This is a genomic window from Dyadobacter sp. 3J3, assembly GCF_009801115.1.
Taxonomy (GTDB): Bacteria; Bacteroidota; Bacteroidia; order Cytophagales; family Spirosomataceae; genus Dyadobacter.
Genome location: NZ_VTOL01000006.1, coordinates 94,364 through 110,594, shown reverse-complemented (window position 1 = coordinate 110,594; position 16,231 = coordinate 94,364). Strand labels below are relative to the sequence as shown.

At 40.7% G+C, this 16,231-nt stretch carries 13 protein-coding genes; 4 read left to right on the top strand and 9 right to left on the bottom strand.

Features of this window, described 5'->3' with window-relative positions; translation table 11 throughout:
- Nucleotides 1–16: 16 nt before the first annotated feature.
- The 4 genes from FZF08_RS14475 to FZF08_RS14460 form a co-directional block, all read right to left on the bottom strand.
- On the bottom strand, nucleotides 17–994 hold the full coding sequence (locus tag FZF08_RS14475) for a YeiH family protein (protein WP_159469928.1): 978 nt from the start codon (nucleotides 992–994) through the stop codon (nucleotides 17–19).
- A gap of 110 nt (nucleotides 995–1,104) precedes the next feature.
- Nucleotides 1,105–1,797 carry a DUF2461 domain-containing protein gene (locus tag FZF08_RS14470; protein ID WP_159469926.1) on the bottom strand — a complete coding sequence of 231 codons (693 nt, stop codon included), beginning with the start codon at nucleotides 1,795–1,797 and terminating at the stop codon, nucleotides 1,105–1,107.
- A 74-nt stretch (nucleotides 1,798–1,871) separates the two neighbouring features.
- Nucleotides 1,872–2,678 (bottom strand): hypothetical protein, encoded by an 807-nt coding sequence (locus tag FZF08_RS14465; protein ID WP_159469924.1) that lies wholly within the window; start codon nucleotides 2,676–2,678, stop codon nucleotides 1,872–1,874.
- Nucleotides 2,679–2,700: 22 nt separating this feature from the next.
- A complete protein-coding gene (locus tag FZF08_RS14460) occupies nucleotides 2,701–3,744 on the bottom strand; it encodes a YhcG family protein (protein WP_159469922.1) in 1,044 nt (347 codons plus the stop codon).
- A 555-nt stretch (nucleotides 3,745–4,299) separates the two neighbouring features.
- Here FZF08_RS14460 and FZF08_RS14455 point away from each other — a divergent pair.
- Both FZF08_RS14455 and FZF08_RS14450 read left to right on the top strand, forming a co-directional pair.
- The gene (locus FZF08_RS14455; protein WP_159469920.1) at nucleotides 4,300–5,043 is read left to right on the top strand and encodes an SDR family NAD(P)-dependent oxidoreductase; all 744 of its coding nucleotides are present in this window, start codon (nucleotides 4,300–4,302) and stop codon (nucleotides 5,041–5,043) included.
- Between the two features lie 402 nt (nucleotides 5,044–5,445).
- Nucleotides 5,446–5,934 (top strand): hypothetical protein, encoded by a 489-nt coding sequence (locus tag FZF08_RS14450; protein ID WP_229216534.1) that lies wholly within the window; start codon nucleotides 5,446–5,448, stop codon nucleotides 5,932–5,934.
- 17 nt (nucleotides 5,935–5,951) lie between these two features.
- Here FZF08_RS14450 and FZF08_RS14445 read toward each other — a convergent pair whose 3' ends face one another.
- The 5 genes from FZF08_RS14445 to FZF08_RS14425 form a co-directional block, all read right to left on the bottom strand.
- Entirely contained in the window at nucleotides 5,952–7,064 is a 1,113-nt protein-coding gene (locus FZF08_RS14445) for an efflux RND transporter periplasmic adaptor subunit (protein ID WP_159469918.1), read from the bottom strand.
- 12 nt (nucleotides 7,065–7,076) lie between these two features.
- Complete coding sequence (locus FZF08_RS14440; protein ID WP_159469916.1) at nucleotides 7,077–10,325, bottom strand: efflux RND transporter permease subunit; 3,249 nt, start codon at nucleotides 10,323–10,325, stop codon at nucleotides 7,077–7,079.
- A 16-nt stretch (nucleotides 10,326–10,341) separates the two neighbouring features.
- Entirely contained in the window at nucleotides 10,342–11,751 is a 1,410-nt protein-coding gene (locus FZF08_RS14435; RefSeq protein WP_159469914.1) for a TolC family protein, read from the bottom strand.
- Between the two features lie 75 nt (nucleotides 11,752–11,826).
- The gene (locus tag FZF08_RS14430; protein ID WP_159469912.1) at nucleotides 11,827–13,200 is read right to left on the bottom strand and encodes a sensor histidine kinase KdpD; all 1,374 of its coding nucleotides are present in this window, start codon (nucleotides 13,198–13,200) and stop codon (nucleotides 11,827–11,829) included.
- Nucleotides 13,197–13,874 carry a response regulator transcription factor gene (locus FZF08_RS14425; RefSeq protein ID WP_159469910.1) on the bottom strand — a complete coding sequence of 226 codons (678 nt, stop codon included), beginning with the start codon at nucleotides 13,872–13,874 and terminating at the stop codon, nucleotides 13,197–13,199. The genes FZF08_RS14430 and FZF08_RS14425 overlap by 4 nt, the downstream gene beginning before the upstream one ends.
- 447 nt (nucleotides 13,875–14,321) lie before the next feature.
- On the opposite strand from FZF08_RS14425, the gene FZF08_RS14420 reads away from it, so the two are divergent.
- Together FZF08_RS14420 and FZF08_RS14415 are read left to right on the top strand one after the other, a co-directional pair.
- Nucleotides 14,322–15,035, top strand: a complete 714-nt coding sequence (locus FZF08_RS14420; protein WP_159469908.1) for an MBL fold metallo-hydrolase — start codon at nucleotides 14,322–14,324, stop codon at nucleotides 15,033–15,035.
- A 278-nt stretch (nucleotides 15,036–15,313) separates the two neighbouring features.
- Nucleotides 15,314–16,219: a prohibitin family protein gene (locus FZF08_RS14415; protein ID WP_159469906.1), complete on the top strand. Its 906-nt coding sequence runs from the start codon at nucleotides 15,314–15,316 to the stop codon at nucleotides 16,217–16,219.
- Nucleotides 16,220–16,231: the final 12 nt, after the last annotated feature.

Here is a 16,231-nt window from a genome sequence, read left to right as displayed (position 1 = left end):
GGGCAATAACCTGTAATTATACCAAATGAATCACAGCATACAAAGCCGAAGCCGATATCAGCACCCATAATAAAAGTCCGGCAAGCAATGGTTTAAAACCAATCGAAGTCAAAACTTGTCGGGACAAACCTGCTCCTATCAAAAATAAAGTAAGCGTTAAACCTGCTTTTGAAATGTTAATCAGAAATGGCCTAACCACTGAAATTTCCGGGATAAAGGTATTGGCAATCATAGCCAGCAAAAAGAAACCGATGAAATAAGGAAAGCTGATTTTGCCAGTATTATTTTTAAAAATAAAGCTTGAAACAAAAGCCACCGGAACAATCCAAAGTGCCCGTGTCAGCTTTACTGTCGTTGCTATTTCCAGCGCATGATTCCCATATTTACTGGCCGCACCGACAACAGAACTCGTATCATGAATAGCCAAAGCGCACCACATTCCAAACTGTGTTTCCGACAAATTGCAATAATGCCCGATAATCGGGAAAATAATCAAAGCAACAGAATTCAGAATAAAAATACAACCCAAAGCCACCGAAATCTGCTTTTCTTCTGCTTTGATCACCGGAGAAATAGCAGCAATTGCACTTCCGCCGCAAATGGCTGTACCGCAGGAAATAAGAAATGACGTTTTCTTTTCAACCTTAAAAACTTTGCCAAGGATATACCCAAAACCCAAAGTTATAGCGATCGAAACCACGGTAAACAGAACACCTTCTTTTCCAGTATGCAAAGCGCTATGCACGTTCATACCAAAACCCAGACCAACCACGGAAAACTGTAACAGTACATGTGTCGCCTTATGATTGAGATGTAAATACGGATGGCCGTTGAACTGCGCAACAACAAGTCCTGCCAGAAGTGCTATCGCCGGACTCACAAAAGGAGCCAGACAAAGTAAGGTGCAGCTGATGAAAATTATCTTTCTGCGACTTTCTGCCAGATTTAAAATCAATCCCGAATAATTGCCATCTGTATATTTGCGATTGTCCATAATTCCTTTTTTTGATACTCAAAGGTCATGGAAATTTCAATCACGTTTTTATCATAAAAAGGCATGGGCAATAACTAAAAGTTATTACCCTTGCCTTAAAAACATTCTGATTAAATAACACTTCCATCCAGATCAGTCGTTAAAACTTCACTCATATAATCAAAAAAAGGACGCATATTTTTGAATGCCGAACTGGCTTCTATCAAAAAAGAAGTACCAAGAACCTCTTCATCCGAAAATCTTTTGATCAGCAAAAACTGTTTGAAACGAAGAAGATCAATAGCCGGATCATTTTTATCAAAACCTTTTGGTGCAGTTCTCACTTGCTCGCCCTGCAAAGTGCCGAAATTATCTTTAAAGGATTTACTATTCAAAATTTTCCGTAAAGGCGCCGCATCAAAACTTATGTCATCACGAATTCTTTTCAGATCCTCTGCACTCGGCCCGAAAAATCCACCAGCCACAAAGCTGTTTCCGGGCTCGATATGAAAATAATAGCCACCTCTTTTTTGTTTGGTTGCCCGTGTGTAACTACCGCTCCAATTGGTTTTGTACGGAATTTTTTCTTTTGAAAACCGGGTATCGCGGTAAATCCGGTGCAGGATTTTCTTACCGGAAGGTGTTTCTATCAAATCTTCTTTATTGAGCTCATTTAACAACAAACCCGCAAAATCCTCCACAAACGCCTGCTGCGCAATAAATTCATCCTTGTGTTCATTAAACCAGTCGCGGTTATTATTTTCTCTCAATACTTTCAAAAAATCCAGACTGGAAGCCGGAATATAGGACTGCACTTTTGACATGTCGGGTTGTTAATCTTGGTGATTTTATATGGTATAAAAGATTAATAAAATCGATCCAAAAGATTAAAATTGGTTTACTTGATTTCGGATAAAGTTATCGTGTTCGTCGCACGGTTAAGACCGTAAATCATTTGCTTGTTTTTAACCGAATGGTCAATCGCAATTCCTTGTCCGTAAATTTCCGCTGGAAGGGTCCTGACATGTTCAAGGGTATATCCTGATTTTGGTAATTTCATCACATAAAGTTCAGGCCGGTCATGACCAGTGCAATACAACAATCCATCATTTCCCCAAGCTCCTCCTGAATTACTTTTTGGCGTAAAAAGCGTTACAATATTTTCAGGGAATATCCAGGATTCCGTTTGTCTCCATTCCATATCAAATTTCACAAGCGAAGTCCAGCGAACATCTCTTCCTTCACTTGCTTCTTTTCCGCTATAATGAGCAAAACCGATCCACCAAAAACCATCTTTCTGGTCAATCCAGGTTAATGAACCATGTTCAGCAATACCAAAGCTGTGATTCCCAACATGCTTCATGGTATTAACATCAAAGATCTCAACAGAACTCGCCATTGGAATTTCCGGGTAATTTGAATTGGCGCAATACAACTTCCCTTTTATAACAACGCCGCTGTTCAAATGTTTAATTCCTTCACTACTTCCATCCCAGGTTGCAACGAGCTTTCCCTCGTCTTTTGTGAATTTGCCAATGATGCTGTTATTGATCACATAAAAGAAACGATCATCAACGGCCACCGCTTGTTTTGCTTCGGTAACTTTGAAAGTTTTAACTTCTGTAACCGACTGGGAATAACTCTGCGTTTGAAGGAAAATACCTAGCGCAAGAAAGTACAATTTGAAGTTTTCAGATAACATCATTAATGGGTTTATCACTTTTTTTTCAATCCTGATGAATAAGTTTTTGCTGGGCGATTTCGACGGCTTTGTGTAATTTTTCACGCAAAAGTTTTGGCGACGGTAAAACTGTTAAATAATCCGCCACTCTGATATTACTTTTATCCAGTTGCAGCAATTCTACATGCTCTTCACTTTTTCCAGTACAAAGTATCAATCCAATTGGTGTATTTTCTCCTTCCAGTTGTTCATGTTTTTCGAGGTATCTTAAATACAATTCCATTTGTCCCTTAAATCCGGCTTCAAACTCCCCGATTTTAAGATCTATCGCCACCAGACATTTAAGTCTGCGGTGAAAGAAAACCAGATCAATATAATAATCGCGTTCGTCGATATTAATCCTTTTTTGCCTTGCCATAAATGCAAAATCGCTACCCATTTCACTAATAAAATGCTGCAATTCTACGATGATAGAAGTTTCAAGATCTTTTTCGGAATAAGTATCCGAGAGGCCCAGAAAATTAAGAAAATACGGATCGCGAAAAACCATATCAGGACTTACTTTCTGCTGTTTTTTGAGAAGCTCCAGATCATTTTGTATAGTCTGTTCCGGTTTTTTACTAATCGCAGTACGTTCAAATAACATGGATTGAATGCGTTCCTGCAATTGGCGTGACGACCATCGTTCCAGCTTGCATATTTCAATATAAAAATCACGTTTCACCGGATTTTCCATATAAATTAGTGATCTGATGTGCGTCCAACTCAATTGTATACGCAGTGCGTATACAATTTTCTCATCAGGGAAAACCATTGCGAATTGCATACATTGTCGTAATTGCTTTTCTCCCCAACCCTTGCCATATTGACTAATTAAATCATTTGATAAGTTGCTAATAATTTGCTTCCCATACTCCGCCCTGTTGTTTTTTAATATTTCCTGATTGATGCTTCCGCCAATATTCCAGTACAACAAAGTAATTTCTGCATTAACCGTTGTAGCGACGTTTTGCCTGCTTTGTTCAATAAGTAAGGCGATATCTGAAAAAATCCCGGCAATGCCGCCTTGTTTCTTGTCTATTTTCCTCATGATGATAGTGGTGTAATTTGTGCATTTATCCGGACAATTTACGAGGAAGCAACCAATTGTCCCAATCTGATTTATGAAGAAAAAAACTTTTAGTCAGATAACATTTTAAAGTATATCTATAAAAAAAGAATGAACCCCGGATTCCAGGGCTCATCTATTAAATACGTAAACAAAAGTCTTTGTCAAATCCGTCTATAATTTAACGCTAAACTACTTTTTAAATTTTATTAAAATATCGATTTAATTGAACAAAAACAGTCCTGTGGACTATTTGAGGCATTTTTTGAAGTATATACAGATTGAAAAATTGCCTCCTTTTAATCACACAAAATGATCTTGAAATCTTTAATATTGATGAGGAATTTAATTTATTCTTACAAACAGGTAGCTTTATTTCCTCCATGACGAGAAAAAAGGAATCATGATACTTGAAGCGAATTTGAGCAAGTAAAAAATCAGTTCAGTTTCGCTTTTTAGTGATACAGATTTTGCTTTTTACCCGATATGAAAAAGCTGATGTTTATTCAAAATACTATAAAATTCCTGAACAATTATATGGATAATTTTAAAGGGCAAGTTGCCATGGTCACCGGAGCTGCTTCTGGACTTGGTTTGTCTATTGCCCGTAAACTTTTGAACAGCGGATCGCAACTCGCATTATTAGATTTGAATAAAAATTCACTTTTAAACGCATTTGATAATTTTCCTGAACAGGTTTTGTGCGTTGGCATTGACATTACAAATCAGCAGCTGGTAGAAAATTCAGTTGCAGAAATTCTGGCGCGTTTTGGCAAAATTGATATTCTTGTCAACTGCGCGGGTATCACCGGAGAAACCAATCTTAAAAGCCATCAGGTTAGTACAGAAAATTTGCAAAAGGTTTTTGAGCTGAATTTCATGGGCAGTTTTTACACCTCCAAAGCAGTAATTCCCAATATGATATCCAATAATTACGGACGAATCCTGCACATCGCATCCATAGCCGGAAAGGAAGGAAATGCAGGAATGCTTGCCTATTCGGCGAGTAAGGCAGCGGTGATAGGGATGACAAAAGTGCAGGGAAAAGAATACGCTGAAAATGGAATAACGGTTAATGCGCTGGCTCCAGCTGTGATTCAGACGCCGTTGGTGGATGCCATGCCAGAAACTCAGGTTAAATACATGACGGATAAAATACCGATGAAACGCTGCGGAACGTTGGAAGAAGCCGCAAATCTTGCCGCCTATATAGTATCACCATTGAACAGTTTTACAACAGGATTTACATTTGATCTTTCAGGTGGAAGAGCAACTTACTAAAACATATGCCTGAGGAATTCTATTTAATATTTATATGTAAATCAAAAGCTGTTAAAGTCTCTTACTCTTCAAACACATTTTCAGCACTTTTAAGAATACTGCCGATCGCGGTAATACATTTTTTTTCTATTTGTATCTCTTCCCGCGGGAGAGGGAACGGCTTCTATTTTTTTGATGGATTTGATACCAACTGAACGCACAGCTATATACCTCATTGACAAAAAGATACACGTTAAGTGCACAGACTAAGCGAGTTCTGCCACTGCTTCCAAAGGTATCTGTAATAGGAATAATTCCAAATTTCTCGTCTGGCGCTAAAAATCTTCTTTTTGCCATTGAATACTTTTTTAAGGTGTGTAAGTTTGATGTGTGCTGAACGATAAAGGAATAGTTATGCAAAAAATGTCTCGCAAAAATGTACGGCTGACTGACTTTCAGATCAAGCGTTTACAGCAGTTGAGCGAACTTGACGGATCCGATCCGGTTGATCATGTAAACAGGGCTATCGACGAATATCTCAAAAATCAGAACCTGGATTTGACTTCTCCAAGCGAATCTGAAATAATTGCAGAATTTAAGGAACGTCTGGACGAACCGACCATAGCCGGAGCACTTTGGGTATCCGGAATAGTTGACCAATACGAATTTTCAGCACTGATTCTAAATAATGTCACCAAACTGGGCATTGATAAAGGGCGAATTTCAAAACTTGCGATCTGGGATCCTGTATTAAGAGAAAGCAGCAATAGCTTCATAAAATCCTGTATTGTAAATTACGATCGTGGCTGGGATATTCGCCCGAGTAAAATCGCGCTTCCTTACTATAACAAAGTAAAACTTTTGCTGGACAGCTCCATGCATAAATTTGTTCAAAAACGGATTTACCGGTAATCCGTTTCAAACAAACTTCAAAACGTTGCTTCCGAAGTCTTGACCTCCTGCCCTTGACGTAGCTCATCATTGGCTGTTTTTAGTACAATATCTCCTTTTTTGACATTTCCGAAAATTTCCGTTTTCCCGTCATTTTCCATTCCTTTCCGGACGTCTATCCATTTGGCTTTTCCATTTTCAACCTTTACCACAAAACATTTTTCCATTGTTGTGGCCACCGAAGAATTGGGAACGATCAGCGAAGCGTGACCCCGGCCGACGGGCAGGATTACTTGGGCATACATGCCTGACGCCAGACGGTTACCCGGATTTCCAATTTGTATTTCGATCAGTTCAGAGCGTGTCTGACGGTCTACATTGTGAGAAATACGATTTATTTTGCCTTTGAAAATCTCACCCGGCAAGCTAGCCACAGAAAAACTTATTGGCTGATTTTGACGGATCGCATCCATAAAACGCTCCGGAACAGCGATCTGCAAACGAAGAATATTTTGCTGCTTGATTTTAAATATTGGCACCGTAGTTTTATCTGCCGGTCCAACAAAGGCACCCGGCGACAATCTTCTGTCAGTAATGACTCCGTCAAAAGGCGCCCGAATTTTAAGGTAACTATTCATTTGCTGCACCGATTCATACACAGCATTGGAACCAAGCTGTGAAAGACTGTCTGCTGTGATTTTTGAGCGTGCAACATCCATATCATTAGGAGAAACCGCACCACGCGTTCCGGAAGCCTGTACTAAACGACGGTAAACCGACCGGCTCGCTGTCAGCTGCGCTTCGGATGATTTTACTTTTGAATACGCTTCTGCAAGCTGCGCATTTAATTCCGGTGCTTCCAGCTCAGCAAGGATCTGCCCTGATTTGACATAGTCGCCAATGTTATTATTTATCTTCTTAATATAGCTGTTCACTTTTGGAAAAATATCCGTTTCATAATAACTCATCAGCTCTCCCGGAATATTTAATTCTTCTTTTGGATCTGATTCGGTTACGGCCACAACGGGATAAACAACCGCGTCGTCTTCTTTTTCATTCTCCGTTGTATTTTCCGCAGCCGGTTTTCCACAGCCATTCAGGATACACCCCATAGCCAGTGAAGCGAAAATTAACAAAATCCTGGTTTTCATATGGTTATTGATTTAAATATTTTCAATTAATACAGGTTGATCATAAAATTCGCTGTCCTGATCTTCAGGGTTCAGCGAAACCGATTTTACCGAAGTTTTCTTTTGAATGGCAGCAAAAACCAGGGGCAAAATAAGGAGCGCGGCAAAAGTGGAAGCAATAAGTCCACCGATCACAGCCCTTCCCAAAGGAGCAGTCTGTTCTCCGGACTCACTCAAACCGCTCGCCATCGGAATCATGCCCACGACCATAGCAATGGAAGTCATCAAAACCGGACGCAGCCTGACAGCACCGGCCACTCGTGCAGCTTTTGTTGAATCATTATATTGAATTCTTAAAGTTTCAGCATTGGTCACAATCAAAAGTGCATTGGCTACGGACACGCCAACGGACATGATGATACCCATGTACGATTGCAGATTCAGTGTACTTCCTGTCAAAAGAAGAATCGTAATTGATCCTGCGAGAACGGCAGGAATTGTTACCAGTACAACAAAAGAAACTTTAAACGACTGGTAATTTGCAGCCAGGAGCAGAAAAATTACGACAACGGCAAGCCCAAGTCCAGAGCTTAAACTACTTAAAGTATCCTGTAAAAGTCTGGCCATTCCTTTCAGCTCCACCACAGTTCCCAACGGTGGAATACCCGCCTTTTTCATGGCGATATTTACATCCGAGGTTGCGGTGCCCAGGTCTTTTTTATAAATATTGGCAGAAACAGTCACAATTCTACGCGGCCCGATCCTGTCGAATTCTCCCGGAATGGTTACTTTTTTAATGGTTGCGACATCGCCTAGCGTTGGTCTTACCTGGCCAGCTACAAGAGGAATATTTTCGATATCCTGGACGGACGACATTTTGTATTCAGGAAGCTGAATCTGAACCTGATAGGCAAATCCTTTCTTTTGATCAAGCCAGAAATTTTTCGCAGTAAAACGGCTTGACGACGTTGCGGCAACCAGTGATTTGGAAACCTGATCTACAGACAGGCCAAATTGAGAGGCTTTTATTCTGTCTACCTGAATATCAAGTGTCGGATAATTCAGCGGCTGGTTGATACGTACATCCCGTAGGTATTTGATCTTATTAAGTTCGGAAATGATCTTATCCGCAAACTTTTTCCCCTCTGTCAAATCTTTACTTCCCACCATGATTTCGATCGGTGTCAAAGCGCCCTGGCTCATGATTTTATCCGTCAATTCTATGGGTTCGAAAGACACATTGGTTTCCGGCATATTCCGGTGGATTTTCTTTCTGATTCTTTCTTTGAGATCGTCCAGCGATTTCACCTTGTACCCCTCGCCCAGATTAACCTGTAAAACCGCCTCATGAGGCCCGGCGTTAAATACATAAAGCGCGCTGGTACCGTAACTGGAAGGCGTCATACCAACAAATGCCGAAGTAATGTCCACATTTTTAGCTCCTACAAGTTCTTTGATGATATCAATTGTTTTGATAACCTCCTGCTCAGTCCTTTCAATTCTTAATCCTTGCGGAGCTATCAACCGAAGTTGAAATTGTCGGGAATGATCCAGTTTGGGCATCATATCTTTTCCAATTGACATATAACCAAAAATGGCAATACCAAAACTGACCAGCAGGTAAACAGGAATTAGTACGACACGACGCACCATCATCGCATCCAGAAGATTCAGATATCTGAGTTTGAAACGCTCAAAACCGGTTATTTTTTTAGGATGATCCTCCTCATAGATTTCCATCCTTGATTCCTCACCGCTGTCAAGATCATTAAGTATCTTTTTTTCATGCGGTTTTTCTGAATGATGATTTTTCAACCACCAGTTTGAAAGTACCGGCACCAGCGATTGAGAAAAGATATAAGAAGCGATCATTGAAAAACCAACAGCCAGAGAAAGTGGCATAAACATACCTTTTGGAACTCCGTTCATCAGCAGTGCAGGAGCAAAAACAGCAAGTATACAAAGCGTAATCAGCAGCAGTGGAAAAGATACTTCGCGCGTTGCATCCAAAATTGCCCTTGCCTTGGTTTTACCCATTTCAAGATGCTGGTGTATGTTCTCAATAACCACTGTCGACTGATCAACCAGAATTCCGATGGCCAATGCAAGCCCGGAAAGCGTCATAATATTGATCGTTTGTCCTGCCAGATTAAGCATCAGAATGGCTGCCAGAAGACAAACCGGAATCGTAACAATAACGACCAGCGAACTTCTAAGATCTCCCAAAAACAGAAATACAACAAGCCCGGTTAAAAGTGCGCCGATCAACCCTTCGGAAGCCAGACTTTCCACGGCATTGATCACATAAACCGATTGGTCAAATTCGTATTTCAACCGGATATAATCAGGAAGCAAGGATTGCATTTCAGGAAGTTTGGCTTTAAGTGCATTCACCACATTCATCGTGGAAGCATCCGATGTTTTAGTCAATGGAATGTAAACCGAACGTTTTCCGTTAACCAGCGCATAACCTACCGTAACATCCGAAGCATCTTCGACAGTCGCAATATCACGAAGAAAAACCGGCGGTCCAGAACCTTTATGCAGTGGAATATTTAGAAATTCCTCTACATTATTCATAATCGAATTCATCGGTGTCATAAAAGTATAATCCCCTACCCGTACATTTCCGGCTGGCGCGATCTGATTATTTTTTACAACAGTCTGCACAATTTCGTCCGGCGTAAACTGGTAACTCCGCATCGCTTCGGGATTGACCCTTACCACAACAGTCCGCTCATTTCCACCAAATGGCGGCGGCGACGATGCGCCCGGAATTTGAGAAAAAAGCGGACGGATTTTTGTCGAAGCATAATCTTGCATTTCGTTCAGTGTTGCTTTTTTGCTTGTAAAAACAAGCTGTCCGACCGGCAGATTCGTTGCATCAAACCGCACTACCGTAGGCGGAACGGTTCCCGGAGGCATGTAACTCATCACACGGCTTACCTGGTTGGCCACTTCGCCAGCGGCCTGGGCCATATCAACCGTTTCATAAAAAGTAAGTTTGACAAGACACAAGCCCTGCACGTTTTTCACTTCAATATCTTTGATACCAGATACATAGAGCATCTGATTTTGATATCTTGTGGCAATAAAACCTTCCATCTGCGCGGGCGTCATCCCGCCATAGGGCTGGGCAATGTATATGGTTGGCAGGTTCAGTTTTGGGAAAATATCCACTGGAATCTGAAAAAGGGCCATGACAGAAAAGATAGCCAGACCCAAAACAGCAACCAGTACCATAACAGGTTTTGAAAGCGATCCTGTGAGTAATTTATCCATGATTTATATATTGATTCTAGTTGACCTGACTTAAAAAACCACTGATATTTCCATTCACCGCAGACCTTTGCAGCATCGCGCGCCAAACATTGTTATGCGCCACGATCTGATCAATTTCAGCCCGGTTCAAAAGTGTGACGGCCTGCGTTAATTCTATAATCGTGGTAAGGCCAGCTTTGTAACGTGCATCCGCCTGATCATAAGCATCCTGCGCAGCACTCAACTGAACAGGTGCCTGTTTGACCGCCTCGAGTGCACTTAAATATTGAAGATCAGCACTTTCAAGTTCACCTTGAAGCTGAATCTGTATTTGGTTGTATCCTTGCTGGTAACTTTGGGTTAAAAACTCCTGTGCCCTGGTTTGTTGTCTGGTTTTGAAAATATCCGAAATATTCCAAAGGGTAGAAACGCCCGCCATGTAGTTGTAAGCCCGGAATTTAAGTCCGGACAAAGAAGCATTGTAATTGAAATTCCCATTTGCATCGATTTTGTCAGAAATCCCCGACCCCCGGCTCCACAAGGCACCGACGGCCATGATCGAAGGCAGATAGGATTTCCTGATCGAAGCCGCTTTTGCTTCACTATATCCAATGCGTTTTTGATAAAACTGTAAAACAGGATGTTCTGAAATATTTAATCCGGTGGATGAAGCGGTCAGCTGTGGAAGTGTAGTATTAAATTTATCCGCGACAAGCTCAAAATCCGAACTGCCGCCACCTAAAAGCTGGGTAAGTTTTATTTTCTGATCTTTCGCCATCCGGCGGCTTTCCAGAAGCAGTAATGTCGCTTTGGAAAGTTCCGCCGTTGCCATAGAACTATCTACACCAGGCCGCAATCCGGCTTTGGCTGTTGCCTGAATGATGGTGAAATATTCCTGCGTTCGTTCCAGGTTTTTCTGCTGAACTTTTACGGCATCGGCATAAACAAGTGCCATCAAATATGCATCAGCTGCCCTTGCTTTCTGGTCAAAAATTTCTTTTTCATAATCGGCTTTGGCTTGCTCTGTACCTGCCCTATACATCGTTTCATCCGCCTTCTTTTTCCCGAAATTGGCAATTTTGTAACTTCCAAGAATGGTACTGAAACTACTCCAGACCGCGTCGGCCGAATAACCATTTGCTTTGATACTTCCTGTACTTGAAATTGACGTTCCCCCATTTGGAAAAGAAGTTCCTCGAACCTGATTGGAAGTAGCAAAAAGCGCCTGAGCCTGAAAACTGACCGTAGGAAGTTTATAGGTCATCAGCTGCGCGCTGGCCTCAGCTTCTCCCGCCTGAATTTCAGCCATTTTTATTTTTACAGAAGGATAATTCTCTACCGCCAAATTAACCGCATCCGTCAGCGAAAGTATCCGTGGCTGAGCATGGGTTGTATACCAACCCGAAATGCCAAAAAGCAGAGACAGCAGAAAAGGAAATTTTATCATGACACCGTTTTTGATTACAGTGTCAAATGTAGAACTGCGGTCTAAGAGCAGTCTTAGACAGACATTAAAATGCGATTAGAAAGATTTGAGCGGCAAACCGATCGAAACTGTGGTTCCCTGACCGGTAACAGAATCAATAACAAGTGTTCCCAGATGGAAATCCACGATTTTTTTTACAAGGGACAGACCAATACCAAAGCCGTTGACCGTTCCCGTATTTTGCCCCCGCATCATGGGCAGGAAAATATTTTGAAGATCGCCGGGAAGGATACCGATACCCTGGTCAGAAATTTCTAAAATCAGCATTTCCTTGTCCTCGATGATTTTAATTGTAACAGGCTGTAAATCTGAATATTTGCACGCATTATCCAGTACATTATTAACAGCAGAACGGAGAAGATGAGGCACACCTTCGGTAACCGCCTGAAAATTACCAACATTTAATTCATATTCAACAATTTCCAGATTAACCGGTTGGGAAGGATATTTCTGGTTGATGTAAGCGACGGAATCGATTACAAGATCTATAATATTAATTTTCTGCTTGTCGGCCGTAAACCGCAGCCCTTCTATCTCGGCAAGAAATAGTAAATTGTTTGAAAGCTCAATGGCATGATTCACCTGCTGCACAGCCTCACCGGCGGATTGTTTCCATTCCGCCTTACTGTTGTCGTAGCTCATGGAAGTTTGCAGGACTCCTTTTATAACCGTAAGCGGTGTTCTGAGCTCATGAGACGCATAGGAAATAAAATTTCGCTGATTATCTGCAAGCTCCTTTATTTTTTCAAGCAATCCGTTAAACGAACTTGCCAAAAAAGCCGCCTCATTTTGGTGTGACCCGATAGCAATCCGGAAACCAAAATCATCCACGGGTGCTTTATCAATCTGATTTAATAAATGATCAAAAGGCAACATCGCTCTTCGTGAAAAAAAATAACCGGTAATGCCAATGATAATCAACGCCAGCAGATTGCCAAAAAACAAAGAAAACCGCAGCGTCCTGCTCATGTTATAACCGTGCACATCATAAGCGGTAACCAGCGCGAGATAGGTTTTACCATTTTTGAGATAGGTCATCCCCACGCCTTCCTTTTTAAAATCAAACAAGGGAGATTCATAGGTGAAACCATATTTCTTTTTTGATCTTACCAAAGCCAGAAAAGTTGGATCCGGAATATAATCACTGGTTTGCGCCGTGGCGACAACCAGGTCATTGTGCTGATCATAAACGGCTTCATACTGCTCTGCAAGCGGAAAAAAAACGTCCGTTTTGAACGTTTCAGGATTACTGAGCATCCTTTTGGTTGCTTCTGCTCTTGCAGAAAGCCTTTCCTGCATCAGTCCAGCCCGGTAATTTTCGTAGGAATAATAAACAAACAAAGAAAAAAGTGCCAGAATTGTAGCAACAACCAAGGTAAATGCAACGGTAATATTTTGCTTGATGCTCATGGCTCACGCAAAGTATATCCCCTGCCAATGATGGTATGAAGCAATTTTTCCGGAAAATTCTTATCGATTTTCCTTCTTAAATAATTGATATAAACATCAATAATATTTGTGTTTGTATCAAAGTGAAGGTTCCACACCCTTTCCAGAATATCAGTACGGCTCACAATCTTACCTTTGTTATACATCAGGTATTCAAGCAGTTCGTACTCTCTTTTGGTAAGTTCAATGGCTATATCGCCCCTTCTAACCTGCTGGCTATCGGTATCCAGCATCAAATCACTTACTTTCAGGACCTTTGCTGTACTTGAAAAATTATTACCTCTCCGCGCAAGCGCTTTGATCCGCAATAGCAATTCTTCAAATTCAAAAGGCTTGGTCAAATAATCATCAGCACCGGCCTTAAAGCCTAATACCTTGTCCTGAAGCATGCCCAGCGCGGTTAACATCATGACCGGAGTCTGGGGCCAATTGTCTTTGATAAACCTGCACAAATCAAATCCGTTGATACCGGGAAGGTTCACATCTAAAATGATGGCATCAAATTTACGCTGCTCGCACATGCGTTTTCCCATCAGGCCATCGTAGGCTATTTCCAGATTGATCTGCTCTCCAAGAAAACCTTTTCTTATAAATCCGGCTAGTTTGGGGTCATCTTCCACCAGTAATATCTGCATCTTAACAACTTTTGTATGGATGCGAAATTAAAGTGCCCGTATTAAAAAACGGTCTATAAAAAATTAAAAGGTGATTAAGATGCAAGGAAAGAAATCACTGCCGCGTATTAGTGATCTGTCTCGGATTCGTTCTCTTCTTCCTCTTCCGGCTCAGTTATTTTTGTCATGATTTTATTAATTCTCCTATTTGTAAACGGCAACCGGTAAGATTAGTAAAATACTGATCCAACGCATAGATTATCAACATAAAAAACTGATATTCATCTACTTAACCAAATACTAAAACTCAAAATACCATTTCAAAATGACAGGCTTTATCATTTTGAAAATCATCTCTTTAAGTCTGCTCTTCATACAAATCAATTACAAACCCAGTAGCCTTTCATTCAAAGTTGATCGTATAGTAAAGGATAATCCACAGAATTTTGAGAAACAGACTACAAAGAGATGCAGCTTCTAAAAAATATTTATCAGGTTGGAGGTGATCTTAATGGAATCACTTTCGATGTGCAGGGCGCCTTATGGAACGATGGTAATTCATATATCATCAAAACAGAAAGCGGTTTGATCATGATCGATTGCGGCTGTGGAGATACGTTGCCGCAGATTTTTTTCAATATGAAATACTGGGATTTAAATCCCGAAGATATTGCCTGCTGTATCCTGACCCACGCCCATTTTGACCACGCAGGCGGCGGTTATCTGCTCAAAAACCAAGGTGTAAAATTCATCGCTTCACCTGAAACGGCAGATGCAGTTTTGTCGGGAGATGAACGCTGCTGTGGTTATTTATACCATAAAACTTTTACCCCTTTTGAAGTAAACCAAACGGTTTCGGACGGAGAGAAGTTTACAGTTTTAGGTATTGAGTTTACGACCATGCATTTGCCGGGTCATAGTATGGGCTGCACGGCTTTTGGAATACAATGGGAAAATAAACACGTCGTTTTCAGTGGCGATGTGATAGGAACACTGCTCGGGGGCGATTTTGGCTGGGGTGGTTCTATTGATTTTGATAAGAAAATATACACTGAATCTTTACGAAGATTTGCCAAAGTTGATATGGATGTCATGATTCCGGGACACGGACTGAGTTATTTTCATAAACCCCGGCACAGAGTAGAGGTTGCATTAAATTCGGCACTGATGCAGTGGCGATAATCTGGAATTAGAAAATAAAAAGTCGTTGAATCAAACGGCTAAATTTATTGTACCGCCATTGGTATTTTCTTACTATAAATGCTGCATTATAAAATGCTATCAAATTGATAGAACCTTATTGTTTTGATAGCTATTTTTCTGATTATATTTTACCAGAATAATAATATAAATATTTGTAAATCAATTTATTATATTTATAAACAATCAACCAAAAATGATTGGCACAATTTTATCGCGTATATACACATAAGTTAACAATTTAAACAAATTCAAATGCCATGTTTTTTTTAATCCTGGGAATCTTAATTGCCTTCAGTGGTTTTGTGATTAGTAAATCTTCTTTAAGTATTTTTCGTTACGCTCCTGTCCTGAAAATTTCAGGAATCGCCATAGCAATTTTGGGAATCTTGTCGGCCAGTATTCGTCAAATTGATGCGGGTACAATTGGTGTTCAGTCATTGTTTGGAAAAGTAGATCCGAAAGTGCTGGAAAACGGTTTGAATTTTGTCAATCCTTTTGTTCAGGTAACAATTTTCGACACAAAAACCCAAAATTATACCATGTCTTTAAAAGCGACGGAAGGTGATTTGCAAGGTGATGATGCGATCCGTGTGTTGTCTGCTGACGGACTTGAAGTGGTAATAGATTTAACGGTTTTGTACAAGATTATGCCTGATAAAGCACCTGCGATCTACAAAGGAATCGGGCCCGATTATAAAGACAAGATTGTCAGACCTATAACGCGCACCCGGATTCGGGATAATGCGGTTTATTATGACGCGGTTGCACTTTATTCCAAACGTCGTGATGAGTTCCAAAGCAGGATTTACCAGACAATTGATAAAGATTTTAAAAGCCGTGGATTGATATTGGAACAGCTTTTAATACGTAATATTAATTTGCCCGAATCGGTTAAGAAAACAATTGAATCAAAAATCAATGCCGAACAGGATGCTCAGAAAATGGAGTTTGTACTGCAAAAAGAAAAACAGGAAGCAGAAAGAAAACGTGTTGAAGCAAGAGGTATTTCAGATTATCAAACCATTATCGCACTTAGTTTGACAGATCGTCAGCTTCAATATGAAAGTATAAAAGCACAAAAAGAACTTGCTGCTTCTCCAAACGCGAAAATTATCGTGATGGGCGGAAAAGGAAATGTGCCTTTGATTTTAAATGATCATTAAACGTTTGCAATT

What these genes read in the sequence shown, in the direction of transcription:
- FZF08_RS14465 (WP_159469924.1), bottom strand. Translation starts at nt 2,678, where the DNA reads ATGATGTTATCTGAAAACTTCAAATTGTACTTTCTTGCGCTAGGTATT.
- FZF08_RS14425 (WP_159469910.1), bottom strand. Translation starts at nt 13,874, where the DNA reads ATGCAGATATTACTGGTGGAAGATGACCCCAAACTAGCCGGATTTATA.
- FZF08_RS14460 (WP_159469922.1), bottom strand. Translation starts at nt 3,744, where the DNA reads ATGAGGAAAATAGACAAGAAACAAGGCGGCATTGCCGGGATTTTTTCA.
- FZF08_RS14435 (WP_159469914.1), bottom strand. Translation starts at nt 11,751, where the DNA reads ATGATAAAATTTCCTTTTCTGCTGTCTCTGCTTTTTGGCATTTCGGGT.
- FZF08_RS14470 (WP_159469926.1), bottom strand. Translation starts at nt 1,797, where the DNA reads ATGTCAAAAGTGCAGTCCTATATTCCGGCTTCCAGTCTGGATTTTTTG.
- FZF08_RS14430 (WP_159469912.1), bottom strand. Translation starts at nt 13,200, where the DNA reads ATGAGCATCAAGCAAAATATTACCGTTGCATTTACCTTGGTTGTTGCT.
- FZF08_RS14445 (WP_159469918.1), bottom strand. Translation starts at nt 7,064, where the DNA reads ATGAAAACCAGGATTTTGTTAATTTTCGCTTCACTGGCTATGGGGTGT.
- FZF08_RS14415 (WP_159469906.1), top strand. Translation starts at nt 15,314, where the DNA reads ATGTTTTTTTTAATCCTGGGAATCTTAATTGCCTTCAGTGGTTTTGTG.
- FZF08_RS14450 (WP_229216534.1), top strand. Translation starts at nt 5,446, where the DNA reads ATGTCTCGCAAAAATGTACGGCTGACTGACTTTCAGATCAAGCGTTTA.
- FZF08_RS14440 (WP_159469916.1), bottom strand. Translation starts at nt 10,325, where the DNA reads ATGGATAAATTACTCACAGGATCGCTTTCAAAACCTGTTATGGTACTG.
- FZF08_RS14475 (WP_159469928.1), bottom strand. Translation starts at nt 994, where the DNA reads ATGGACAATCGCAAATATACAGATGGCAATTATTCGGGATTGATTTTA.
- FZF08_RS14420 (WP_159469908.1), top strand. Translation starts at nt 14,322, where the DNA reads ATGCAGCTTCTAAAAAATATTTATCAGGTTGGAGGTGATCTTAATGGA.
- FZF08_RS14455 (WP_159469920.1), top strand. Translation starts at nt 4,300, where the DNA reads ATGGATAATTTTAAAGGGCAAGTTGCCATGGTCACCGGAGCTGCTTCT.